The 12,099-nt window shown below is 56.3% G+C and carries 9 protein-coding genes; all 9 read right to left on the bottom strand.

Annotation, left to right across the window (positions count from 1 at the left end; genetic code table 11):
* Positions 1–134 precede the first annotated feature (134 nt).
* A complete protein-coding gene (gene wcaM / locus GBC03_14010; protein ID QFS71247.1) occupies positions 135–1,538 on the bottom strand; it encodes a colanic acid biosynthesis protein WcaM in 1,404 nt (467 codons plus the stop codon).
* A gap of 11 nt (positions 1,539–1,549) precedes the next feature.
* Positions 1,550–2,770, bottom strand: coding sequence for a colanic acid biosynthesis glycosyltransferase WcaL (gene wcaL / locus GBC03_14005; protein QFS71246.1), 1,221 nt, complete (start codon positions 2,768–2,770; stop codon positions 1,550–1,552).
* Positions 2,767–4,047, bottom strand: coding sequence for a colanic acid biosynthesis pyruvyl transferase WcaK (wcaK, locus tag GBC03_14000; protein QFS71245.1), 1,281 nt, complete (start codon positions 4,045–4,047; stop codon positions 2,767–2,769). The genes wcaL and wcaK overlap by 4 nt, the downstream gene beginning before the upstream one ends.
* A gap of 378 nt (positions 4,048–4,425) precedes the next feature.
* Positions 4,426–5,904: an MOP flippase family protein gene (locus GBC03_13995; GenBank protein ID QFS71244.1), complete on the bottom strand. Its 1,479-nt coding sequence runs from the start codon at positions 5,902–5,904 to the stop codon at positions 4,426–4,428.
* Positions 5,905–5,913: 9 nt separating this feature from the next.
* Entirely contained in the window at positions 5,914–7,308 is a 1,395-nt protein-coding gene (wcaJ, locus tag GBC03_13990) for an undecaprenyl-phosphate glucose phosphotransferase (protein QFS71243.1), read from the bottom strand.
* Between the two features lie 56 nt (positions 7,309–7,364).
* Complete coding sequence (gene cpsG / locus GBC03_13985; protein ID QFS71242.1) at positions 7,365–8,735, bottom strand: phosphomannomutase CpsG; 1,371 nt, start codon at positions 8,733–8,735, stop codon at positions 7,365–7,367.
* 223 nt (positions 8,736–8,958) lie between these two features.
* On the bottom strand, positions 8,959–10,395 hold the full coding sequence (cpsB, locus tag GBC03_13980; GenBank protein ID QFS71241.1) for a mannose-1-phosphate guanyltransferase: 1,437 nt from the start codon (positions 10,393–10,395) through the stop codon (positions 8,959–8,961).
* Positions 10,396–10,398: 3 nt separating this feature from the next.
* Complete coding sequence (gene wcaI, locus GBC03_13975; GenBank protein QFS71240.1) at positions 10,399–11,622, bottom strand: colanic acid biosynthesis fucosyltransferase WcaI; 1,224 nt, start codon at positions 11,620–11,622, stop codon at positions 10,399–10,401.
* Positions 11,619–12,098, bottom strand: a complete 480-nt coding sequence (locus GBC03_13970) for a GDP-mannose mannosyl hydrolase (GenBank protein ID QFS71239.1) — start codon at positions 12,096–12,098, stop codon at positions 11,619–11,621. Before GBC03_13970 ends, wcaI begins: the two co-directional genes overlap by 4 nt.
* Position 12,099: the final 1 nt, after the last annotated feature.

Genomic DNA, 12,099 nt, shown 5'->3' with positions numbered 1-12,099 from the left:
TTGACTCGTTTTAGCCAGCATGAATTAGTTGAGGAAATCATTGCTGCTTTGTGACTGATGCTACGCCGCTCGGTGTTAAATTGCAGTAGCCATAATCTTAAGTATGGACCGGTTTTGCCAGGAATGGTCGCAAATCACCCCCTCCCCTCCGGCAACCGGAAGTTGATCGCATCAACATTCACTACATGATGGTTTATCCGGTCGATATCCACTGAACTTTGCCCTTTCTCATTCACCGCGTGCACGTTCGCCAGCGACAGCAACGTGTCGTCTTTTGCCATGAACTTGCCGCGTACGTCTTTACGCAGGTCAAAGTGCATTTTCAGCGCCGGACCGGTTGCTGATTCCTGCATCACCTTGATATTGCGCAGAAAGAGATGCTGGGGCTGATTGTGCAACTCCAACGTCGCCCGCTTCATCTCGATGTTGGTCAGTGCAACGAAAGAGGTCGCATTACCCGACGAAATTTGAATGCCGCGCAATGTGTATTCAAGCTGCGTGTTATCGAGGGAGATATTATTGAGTTTGAAATTTTGTGGGATGGAGAGATATTTCCCTTTAACCACGCCATAGCCAATGAGCATCCCGGCACTGTCGACCATGTTGATATTATCAATCACAAAATTATCGCAGCCGTAAATGGCGACCGTCGCATTGTCGATGCCCGCCTTCTTGCTGAAATCCGGGGTGATGTTCTTCGCCTTAACATTGCGAATAACAAAATGTTTGCCGTTTTCGACATGTACCAGCTGCCGACAATCTGATCCGGTAATGTTGGCAACCACAAAGTTTTTGACCGTCTGCTGTTCGGGATAGGTGTTGTCATAAGTGCTCCCCGCGAGCCCAATGCCTATCCCCCAGTTAATCTTGCCGTTGGTACAGTTGATCCGTTCAATCACGTGGTCGGAAATCAGGATATTGCTGTCGTTAATCGCGACGTTCCATTCGATGGCGTCCCCCTGCAAATCACTGAAGCGACAGTGAGTAATACGCGCACCGTCAACCTGATTGTGGAACCCCTGGCGCAGTATCGCGTAATTGGCCTGGGTCACGGTGAGATGATCAATGACCAGATTGCGCATCACGCGCGGCTTTTTCCCGCCGATATAAATTTGTGTCACCGGCCCGAAACCGCTCATCGTAAGACCGGTAATTGCGCAGTCGGAACCGCGGACATCCAGCGTGATATTGTGCAGGCTGCCGCCCTTCTCTCCAGTCACCTGGCAGGCATCCTGGAGCACAAAGCGACCGCGCCCGTTGCCGCTCAGACGGCCCAGCACATGCAGCGTTTTGCCCGGTGGAATAACAATGCCGGTATTGATGTTCTCACACACCAGTCCCGCCGGCACCACGACGGTCCCGGCGTCGTTAAAGGCCTGTTTAAACGAGGCAATCCAGTCTTTCGCATCGTAATCCTGAATGTTGACGGTTTTACGGGACGCAATAGCGCGGGCAAAGGGAGAATGGAGGACAGGAAGTACGGCAAGCGCGGAGCTTGCCGTCAGGAAGGTACGTCGGGAGAGTGTTTTCTCTGGCATACAACCTCGGTTTACATCGTTTGCAGCAGGCAGGCCAACTGACGATTGATCACCTGCTGATTAAAATCATGTTCAACTTTTTCACGCGCGCGCTGAATAATGGGTTCCAGCGTACGGCGGTCAAATTGGCTGAACGAGGCGAGCTGTTGCGCCAGCGCCCGGGCATCGTTTTCCGGCACCAGCCAACCAGACTTTCCGGCATCCACCAGTTCCGGGATCCCGCTGTGAACGGTAGAGACCACCGGGATCCCCACCGCCATCGCTTCCATCAGCGCCACCGGGATCCCTTCCATGTCGCCATCCGCACCGGTGATCGACGGCAGAAGAAAGACATCCGCGTTATCCAGCATCGTTTTCACTTCATGGCTGGGCTTAAAGCCCGGCATATCAATCACATCGTCAAGCTGATACTGCTCAATCAGCGTGCGCAACCGCCGCTCCCAGGGACCGATGCCCAGAATGCGATAGCGAAACGCCACGCCCTGCTCCTTCAACTGGCGACAGGCCTCTATCGCCACATGCAGCCCTTTTTTCTCGGTCAGTCGTGCAACAGAGATAATCTCCAGCGGCGTGCCGGGTGCTTTCACTGGCCGGTGTGTAAAGCGCGTCATATCCACGCCCATTCGCGAAACGGCAATCTTCTCGGGAGGACAGCCCATGCTTCTCAGCCGTCCAGCCCAGAGATCGCTAATCGGCAGCATCAGGTCGCCACGGCGGAACAGTTGCTGGTACTCCGGTGTGTAATGGTTAAGGACGTCCCGACTGGAAATATCGATGCCGTGGAAAATCGTTGCAATCTTGCCCTGAATGACCCCCAGCTCGCGCAGCTTCGCCGCCGTCACGCCTGCCGGACCGAAGTGAGCGATAAAGACATCCGCACGCAGCGGTTTACTCACCTGCGCACAGATCGACGAGAGGATCAGATTACGCGACTCATCACCATAGCGGGTGAAGTTAAGTGATTTCCACGTTGCCGCCCGGTGCAACCCCGGCAGCGTTTTTATTGCCCGAGAGCGCAGTTTTGCCAGGCGTCCCTGCGGTTCATCCTGCAACCAGCGTGTTCTGGCCGCCAGACCATATTTTTCCCAGGCGGCATGCGTATTTTGCGTATCGCCTTTCTGTAGGGCGACAATCTCAACGTCAAAGCCCATATCGATAAACGCGGTAATTTGATTGAGGACGAAGGTTTCCGACGACAGCGGAAATTTCAGTAAAAAGAAGCTGACCTTCATTTCCCCTCCCCGATGCGTGTTAACACCGATTCCACCATGCGGTATCCCTGCTCGCGTTCGCGACGCACCGCCTGTGCAAGGCGCTCATTGATCTGCGGTAATTGTCCCAGCGTATCCGCCACCATCGCTTGCAGACTGCCATCCAGCAGGTGACGAATATCTATCGCCATCTCCGGCATCCCCAACTGCTGCATGATGCCTGCCGATTTGTGTTCGTAGTTAATGGCAATCGCAGGCGTTGCGAAGTTCATCGAGATAATCGCGGAGTGCAGGCGCGTACCAACCGTCAGGTCGCATGCGCCAAGGATCTTGCCCATCTCAAGGTCGTTCAGTTCATCCATCACCACGTGGTAGCGCGACGGATCGCTGACGTGCTGGCGCAGATTCAGCGCCACCATGCGATCGTCTTTGTTATAGCTGTCGATGCCGGTACAGGTGGACAGCGCGATAACCTGATACCCCTCATCCAGAATGCGGTTTACCACGCCAGCGAAGGCCTTCTCATAAGCCTGCTGAGTGGTGCCCAGACGTTTATCAAACGGAGCAAGTTCACGCAGGGTGATCGCCACCGTCTTCTGCTGCGCCGCCACCGTCAACCAGTGCTGAACGGCATACCCTGGTTCAAAGTCCGCCTCGTGATGATCCACCAGCCACGCGGTATCCACGCCGTGTTCAACGTTATCCGTGGTGATTTCACTGCGTTTCATTAGTTCCAGACTGACGGATTCGCGCAGGATCAGCGCGTCACAGTGACCGAAAACGTAATTAGCCAACTGGTTGAACTGAGGATCCTGGAACGGCCCCACGCTGTGGCCTACCATGTACAGCGGTTTTTTCGCCATAAAGGTACACAGCGCGTGTTCAAACTGTGGGACGCCGTACAGATCGACGAAGAACGAACCGCCCACCTGGATGATGGCATCATAGCCCGAGAGCAGACGCACGAAGTCGGTAAAGCCCTGAGCAATCGCGATATTTCGCAGCTTGCCGGTATCGGTAACGCGGGAAAGCAGCACCTGGTGCTGGTAGCGACGGCGGAGGACTTTTTTCACCCGCCCCACCACGCCAGCCGCGCTGTTGTGCTGTTTCATCTGTAAAAAAAGCGGATCGCCCATCACCGGACGATTCAAAAGCCAGGACGAACTCACCGGGTAGCGGCTCATGACGTCCACTTCCGCATCAGGTTCGAGGCGGTTAATGGCGTCCAGCAGGCCGCGCAGAATCGCGCTATCGCCACGGTTGCCGCAGGTATGGTTGCCCAGAATCAGTAATTTCATTTCACCCTCGTAAAATCGTTGCCGGATGGCGGCTATCGCCTTATCCGGCCTACAGCGTTATTTCCCGGTCCGATAACCGCAGCGCCATGCGCCCCGTGAGCCTGATAAGCGCAGCGTCATCAGGCATGGTTTGCCGGATGACGGCTATCGCCTTATCCGACCTACAGCGTTATTTCCCGGTCCGATAACCGAAGCGCCATGCGTCCCGTAGGCCTGATAAGCGCAGCGTCATCAGGCATGGTTTGCCGGATGGCGGCTATCGCCTTATCCGGCCTACAGCGTTATTTCCCGGTCCGATAACCGAAGCGCCATGCGCCCTGTAGGCCTGATAAGCGCAGCGTCATCAGGCATGGTTTTGCCGGATGGCGGCGGTAAGGTTCAACCTGCGCGAAGCAGGGCTTTCATTTTTTCGCTGCGGCAAAACTGGCGCTTCATCTCCACCACCAGCGGGTGGCGCGAGAGCACGATCATCACCGCGAACGCCAGGACACCGGCGGTAATCTGTGTCGCCAACAGCACGCCCAGTGACAGATGCCCCTGTAGCGCAATGCCCAACCCATAACTCACCGCCAGCGTTGGTAGTGAGAGATACAACGGCAGCCACAGGCTCAGGATGTACTGACGATAGCTGGAACCCAGCACCGGTTTGATCATCACGAAGTAGCTCAGAATGGTGTTGATGATTTGCACCAGCAGGAAGCCCAGCGTCACGCCGATGGCGCCCGCCATGTGCCCGCCAACAATAATCGCCGGGATGAACAGGAACGTTTTAAAAACATTGAATTTAAAGCTGATATCCACGCGCGCTTTCGCCATCAACAGCGAACCAATCGGATTGCCGACCGAGCGCAGCAGCCCCACCACGCACAGCAGTTGCAGCACGGGAATGATGCTGTTCCACTTTTCACCAAAGACCAGCGGCACGACGTTATTGGCAACCACCATCAGGCCGAGCAGCGCCGGGAAGTTAATGATCCCCACCACGGAAAGCAGCTTGTAAAAGTTCACGCGCAGCTTCTGTGTGTCGTCCTGAATTTTGGCAAATGCAGGAAACAGCACGCGGGTGATGATCGGGTTGAGCTTCATCGGCGGCACCACCGCTACGTTGTACGCCAGGTTATAGCCCCCCGCGACACCGGCCCCGAGAATGCGCGCCAGTACCAGCGTGGAAAGGTTGGTATTGACGTAGTTGATAATGCTGTCCGCCGTCAGCCACGCGCCAAAGCGCAAATTCGACGAAACGGACGCCAGCGAAAAGTGCAGGCCCGGACGGTAGATCTTGCGACCAAAGTAGCCAAACAGCAGCGTGCGTACCGCGCTGTTGACCAGGTAGCCAAGAATGGCGGTCATCGCCAGCGGCCAGAAATGGGCGCTGATGACGGTAAACGTAAAGCCCGCCAGCACGGAGCTGGTTTCAATCATCCCAATCTTGTTGAACTCCAGTTCCTTCTGCATCAGTGCGCGAAACTGCTGTCCGTGCGGGATCGCCACGAACGCCAGCGACAACGTTTTAATCAACGGCACCAGATCCGGGTTATGCAGCACATTGCCAATCACATCACTAAGCAGGAACACCGCCACACAGACAACAATCCCCAGCCCAACGTTCAGCCAGTACAGCGTGGTCAGTTCAAGATGGCTTATCTCCTTGCGCTGAATAATGGAGTTGGCAATACCGAAGTCAGACAGCGTATCGGCCAGCGCAATGATCACCAGCGATACGGTCAGCAGGCCGAACTGGTGGTTATCGACGATCCGCGCCAGCACCGTCATCTGGATAAGCCCCAGGCTGATGATAATCACCGTGGCGATAGCCGACCATTTCGCACCGCTGATGGTTTTTTCACGTAAGCTCATAACCGTTCCTCAGTACGCCGCTTTGTTGACAAAGCCCTTGAACACCGTCAGAAAAACGATCTTGATGTCGAACCACACGCTCCACTCGCGGATGTACTCCAGATCGTACTCCACGCGTTTTTCCATTTTCTCCAGCGTGTCGGTCTCACCGCGCCAGCCGTTGATTTGCGCCCAGCCGGTGATCCCCGGCTTGACCTTATGGCGCAGCATGTAGCCTTCAATCAGCTGACGATACTGTTCGTTATGCGCCACCGCATGCGGGCGCGGCCCGACGATGGACATCCCGCCGGTCAGCACATTGATAAACTGCGGCAGTTCATCCAGCGAGGTACGACGCAGGAAGTTCCCCACGCGGGTGACGCGCGGATCGTTCTGCGTCGCCTGCGTAACGACCTTGTCGTTTTCCATCACCTTCATCGAGCGAAACTTCCACACCTTGATTGGTTTACCGTCCATGCCATAGCGGGTCTGACGAAAGATAATCGGCCCCGGCGAACTCAGCTTCACTGCCAGCGCAATGCAGCACAGCACCGGGGAGATCAGCAACAGAATCAGCGATGCCAGCACAATATCTTCCGCACGCTTAAGCAGACGGTTAATACCCGACAGCGGCGTGTCATACAGTGGCACCACCGGCACGCCGCTCACCTCTTCGATACGGGAATGCAGAATGTTAAAGGTAAACACGTCCGGAATGAGGATCACCGAACAGGTGGTATCCGCCAGCTCGCGCACCAGTTTTTTCACCCGCGCGCCGTCGCACATCGACATGGCGATATAGACGTTATGAATCCGCGACGCTTTGGCATCTTCAACCAGCTGTTCCAGGTTCCCTGCCCAGTCGGACGTTACGCCACCCGGTTTCGGGTCGTGATAGACGCCGACCACTTCAAAGCCCAGCCACGGTTCATTGCGAAAACTGTCGAGCAGCGACTGTCCGGCAGGCAGATCGCCCGCGACCGCCACCCGGCGCGTGTTATAGCCACGATGACGCAGCCAGCCCGCACCGTAGCGGATAAACGACCGACAAAAGACCAGCCCGACGCTGGTCAGCAGATACCACGCCAGCCAGATGGCGAGACGGTTATCGAAATCGGCGTTAAACGCGACCAGACCGGCAGTAAAGACGAGGCTAAGCGTCCAGTTTTGCAGCAGAAGTGTCAGTTCTGTGAAAATTTTGACGCCGCGCCATGAGCGATAGAAATCGGTTATGCCGCCCAGCATCTGAAAAACAACCAACGTGATCAGCGCCACCAACAGGTGCATATACAGGAAAGGCAATCCACTGACTTTGCAGACGACCCACAGCCCGCCAAACATGATGGTGATATCTGAAAAGCGTTGCACCATAGAGATTAACGATGCATTGGTTTTGGCCCGTTCGCGCTTTTTTAGATTTGTCATCGTTGTTCCTGTTATTAGCCCCCCTTACCCGTTAACGAGTAAGGGGAGATCTGACCTTACTGATTCAGTAACGTAAGCAGAGTGCGCGTTCGCGCTTCCATCAGCGGGATATCCCCGCGAGACTCCACGTTCAGGCGCACCACCGGTTCGGTGTTGGAGGAGCGCAGGTTGAAGCGCCAGTCGACGAACGACATGCTGATGCCGTCCGTTCTGTCCACCGCCAGCGCCTCACCGGCGAAGTGCTGTTCCACCCGCGAAATCGCGGCCGCCGGTTCGTCCAGCGTGCTGTTGATTTCACCACTCGCCGGGAACGCCTCCATCCGGTCTCGTACCAGTTCACCCAGCGACTGCCCCTTCAGACACACCAGTTCCGCCACCAGCAGCCACGGGATCATCCCGCTGTCGCAGTAGGCAAAATCACGGAAATAGTGGTGGGCGCTCATTTCTCCACCGTAGATGGCGTCTTCGCGGCGCATCCGTTCCTTGATGAAGGCATGGCCGGTTTTCGACATCACCGGCGTGCCACCCGCCGCCGTTACCACATCCACCGTGTTCCAGGACAGACGCGGGTCGTGGATAATTCTGGCGCCCGGCTGTTTTTCGAGGAACGCTTCCGCCAGCAGGCCGACAATGTAGTAGCCCTCGATAAACTGCCCTTTCTCGTCGAACAGGAAGCAGCGGTCGAAATCGCCGTCAAACGCGATGCCCATATCGGCACCATGTTCAACCACCGCATTACGGGTGTCGGCGCGACACTCCGGCAACAAGGGGTTAGGAATACCGTTCGGGAAATTGCCGTCAGGAATGTTGTGCACTTTGATCAATTCCACCGGCACGCCCTGCGCCTTAAAGCGCGCTTCGATGGCATCCACCACCGGGCCTGCCGCGCCGTTACCGGAGTTAATGACCAGCTTCAGTGGCGTGAGGTTTTTGACGTTGATGTAGCCGAACAGGTGGTCGATATAGGCGTCACGCAGCGTGATTTGCTTATAGCTTCCGCGCGTCGCATCGTTCACCGGCGGAAAGTCGTTGGCTTCCGCCAGGCGCTGCACGTCGCGCAGACCGGTATCGCCGCTGATGGGGCGTGCGCCTTCGCGCACCAGTTTCATCCCGTTGTAGTCCATCGGGTTATGGCTGGCGGTCACTTCAATCCCGCCATCCACGCCGAGGTGGAAGGTGGCGAAATAGATCTCTTCGGTCCCCGCCAGACCGATGTCCAGCACGTCAACGCCCGCGTCCTGCAACCCTTTCGCCAGCGCCAGCTTCAGCGCCTCGCTGGTCAGGCGCACGTCGCCGCCCAGCACAATGGTTTTCGGCTTGAGAAACTCGCCGTACGCGCGACCAATCCGCCACGCAATCTCTTCATTCAGTTCTTCGCCGAGCCTGCCGCGAATATCGTAGGCTTTGAAACAGGTTAAATTCGTCATGTTTTTACCCTTATTCAGGCAACAGTTAGCCCTGACCCGTAGTTGGCCAAAAAAGTGTTTTGTTGTTTTTGCCGGGTAGTGGCCCGGCGCGCGTCGTAGGCCGGATAAGCAACGCGCCATCCAGCGGTCATTGCCTGATGGCGACGCTTCGCGTCTTATCAGGCCTACACGCTACAGAATCGTAGGCCCGGTAAGCACAGCGCCACCGGGCGCAATAAAGGCGTTACACCCGGCCGTAGCGATCCATAAACCGCACCACGTCATCCTCTTCGAGGTAAGAACCCGAGCGCACTTCAATCAGATCGAGCGGAATTTTCCCTGGGTTTTCCAGACAGTGGGTGGCTCCCAGCGGAATGTAGACAGACTCGTTTTCACCGAGCAGTTTGATATCACCGTCAATGGTGACTTTGGCAGTACCGGCCACTACCACCCAGTGTTCAGCGCGGTGATGGTGCATCTGCACCGACAGCCCCTCCCCCGGTTTCACGGTAATGCGTTTGACCTGATAGCGGTCACCGGCGTCGATGGAGTCATATTTCCCCCACGGACGGTACACTTCGCGGTGAATATGGTGCTCGTGGCGGCCATCGGCTTTGATTTGTTCAACCACTTTTTTCACGTCCTGTACCGCATTACGGTCGGCGATCAGTACCGCATCTTTGGTCTGCACCACCACCAGATCTTTAACACCGACGGTGGTCACCAGACCCGATTCGGCATAGACGTAACTGTTCTGGGTTTTATGGCTGATAACGTCGCCGTGGTGGACGTTCCCCTCGGCGGTATGGGCACTGATTTCCCACAGCGAAGACCACGAGCCAACATCGCTCCAGCCCGCGTCCATGGGCATCACCACCGCATCCGCCGTACGTTCCATCACCGCGTAATCGACGGATTCTTCCGGGCAGGCGAGGAATGCAGCTTCATCCACGCGGATGAAATCGAGATCCGGATCGGCTGCGCTCATCGCGTTTTCGCAGGCGTCCAGAATATCGGGACGGTATTTTTTCAGCTCTTCCAGATAGCGTCCGGCGCGGAACAGGAACATCCCACTGTTCCAGTAGTAGTCGCCGCTGGCAACATAAGCCTGAGCCGTTTCCAGATTCGGTTTTTCCACAAACTGCGCAACGTCAAACGCCACGGCATCTTCCTCACCGGGCGTAACATTGCCGCGACGGATATAGCCGTAGCCGGTTTCCGGCAGATCCGGAACGATACCAAATGTGACCAGCTTTCCGGCTTCGGCGTACGGCATTGCGTTTCGCACCGCATCACGGAAAGCGTCTTCATTGGCAATCACGTGATCTGCCGCCAGCACCAGCATCAGCGGGTCGCTGTCCGGACTGTGGCGTTTTGCCGCCAGCGCCGCTAAGGCAATGGCCGGCGCGGTATTGCGGCCTGCCGGTTCGAGAATAATGTTCTCAGTCAGTTTGTTGAGCTGGCGCAACTGCTCAGCGACGATAAAACGGTGCTGCTCGTTGCAGATCACGACCGGGCTTTCGCACTCCACGCCGTTCAGACGACAAATGGTCGTTTGCAGCATGGTGAGATCGCCTTTCAGGCACAGGAACTGCTTGGGATAAAGTACGCGGGAAAGCGGCCATAAGCGGCTACCGGAGCCACCGGCCATCACGACCGGATAGAGTGTTGTCTGACCCATAATTTAATCCCGAATATCAGTAATAAATTGACGTAACACGTTCTCTTTATCGAGCGTGCGTTCGGCATATTCACGTGCCACCGTGTTGTTTTTTGGCATGGCGAGCGCCTGAGCAATCCCAGTCACCAGCGCATCGACCGATTCCGGCTCAACGCACACCGCAATGCCTGTAAAGTTGTCGCAAAGCTGGCCGAGTTCCGTCTCCGGTTCTGCGGTAATCACCGCATTGCCGCCCACCGCCAGAATATTGGTCAGTTTGGAGGGCAGAACGGCATCCGCCGCCCCGCGTTTTTGCACGACCAGATGGCAATCGCCCATCTTCAATAGCGCAGGCAGCGCCTCGTACGGCTGCAACGGGAAAAAAAGCACGTTGTGCAGACCGCGATCGCGAGCCATTTTTTCCAGGCGCGCTTTACCGCCCCCCTGACCGACGATGGCAAAAATGAGCGGCTGCTCACGCAGTTGTTCCGCCGCCATAATCACGTTTTCCAGCCCCTGCTTCTCGCCGATATTGCCGGAGTAAAGAATGATTTTTTTGTCATCCGGCAGACCAAGCCGTTGGCGGAAGGCAATGACGTCGTCATCATTAACGTTTTGAAAACGGGCGACTTCTGACCAGTTGGGGAAAAAAATCACCTTCTCTGCCGCCACCCCTTTCTCCTGGGCTTTATTCATCATTGAGCGGGAGATGGTGGAAACATTGTCGACGTTATGCAGGCCGCTACGTTCGAAAGCGGTCGCCAGTTGCGCCACTTTGCCGGCTTTACCGTTACCCGCCATACCAAGGCCCAGCATCGCATCGACTTCGTAATCCTGAATGTGCAGCAAGGTGCGGGCACCGGAGAGTTTTGCCAGCAGACGCATCCCCGGCGTACAAAACAGTGTGGGCACCACGCCAATAATGCGATCCGGCTTCCAGCGACGCTGCGCCATCAGCGGGAAAAAGCTGCTGAGGGCAAAGCTGCCCAGATGCAGTAATCGTTTCAGTGTTGACGGCTGCTTTGGCACATACAACGGGCAGCGCCAGACGGTGGCGTCGCCCTCTTCCCGGCGATAGCGCCAGGCAGAGTAACGCGCACCCACTTTCCATTGTGGGTAGTACGGCGGCGCGGTAATAACCCGTACTTCATGGCCTTCACGCGCCATCCACTCCACCATTTCACCGGTGTATTTGCCGATGCCGGTCAGTTCTGGTGAGTAGTTGATGCCATAAACGAGGATTCTCATAATCCCAGCGCCTTAGCCTGACATTCCGGCAAAAAATACGCCCGGCTGTTGTCATGGACATTGTCGCTCGCCAGCAGCGCCGCAGGCGTCAGCCAGCGGTAAGCGTTGTGCTGCGCGTCAGGCAGAGGCAAATCGCGCTCCTGCAGCCGCAGACGGAAACCGAGCACGATGTAATGCGTCGAGAAGTCTTCGCCGGAAAAGTTATCGTCATAGAAATGCTGCCAGACGCCATAAAATTCCCCGGCGGACAGCGGTAAACGTTGCCCCAGTTCGGCTTCGGTCAGGCGTTCGAAGGCCGCACTCAGTGGCTCATCTTTTTGCACCCGCCCACCGGGCACAAACCAGTAGCCCTGCGCCGGTCGGTTCAGCCGTTTACCCAGCAGAAATTCCCCCTGCGCGTTTTCCACGATCAAATCGATGGAGATAAGCGGCGTGGAACGCACGACGGTGGCAAAATCTTCCTGACGTAAAAACATG

The organism is Citrobacter telavivensis, assembly GCA_009363175.1.
Taxonomy (GTDB): Bacteria; Pseudomonadota; Gammaproteobacteria; order Enterobacterales; family Enterobacteriaceae; genus Citrobacter_A; species Citrobacter_A telavivensis.
Note: the sequence above shows the minus strand (reverse complement) of the source record. Positions and strands in the feature narration are given on the sequence as shown.

What these genes read in the sequence shown, in the direction of transcription:
- wcaL (QFS71246.1), bottom strand. Translation starts at nt 2,770, where the DNA reads ATGAAGGTCAGCTTCTTTTTACTGAAATTTCCGCTGTCGTCGGAAACC.
- GBC03_13995 (QFS71244.1), bottom strand. Translation starts at nt 5,904, where the DNA reads ATGAGCTTACGTGAAAAAACCATCAGCGGTGCGAAATGGTCGGCTATC.
- cpsG (QFS71242.1), bottom strand. Translation starts at nt 8,735, where the DNA reads ATGACGAATTTAACCTGTTTCAAAGCCTACGATATTCGCGGCAGGCTC.
- wcaJ (QFS71243.1), bottom strand. Translation starts at nt 7,308, where the DNA reads ATGACAAATCTAAAAAAGCGCGAACGGGCCAAAACCAATGCATCGTTA.
- cpsB (QFS71241.1), bottom strand. Translation starts at nt 10,395, where the DNA reads ATGGGTCAGACAACACTCTATCCGGTCGTGATGGCCGGTGGCTCCGGT.
- wcaM (QFS71247.1), bottom strand. Translation starts at nt 1,538, where the DNA reads ATGCCAGAGAAAACACTCTCCCGACGTACCTTCCTGACGGCAAGCTCC.
- GBC03_13970 (QFS71239.1), bottom strand. Translation starts at nt 12,098, where the DNA reads ATGTTTTTACGTCAGGAAGATTTTGCCACCGTCGTGCGTTCCACGCCG.
- wcaK (QFS71245.1), bottom strand. Translation starts at nt 4,047, where the DNA reads ATGAAATTACTGATTCTGGGCAACCATACCTGCGGCAACCGTGGCGAT.
- wcaI (QFS71240.1), bottom strand. Translation starts at nt 11,622, where the DNA reads ATGAGAATCCTCGTTTATGGCATCAACTACTCACCAGAACTGACCGGC.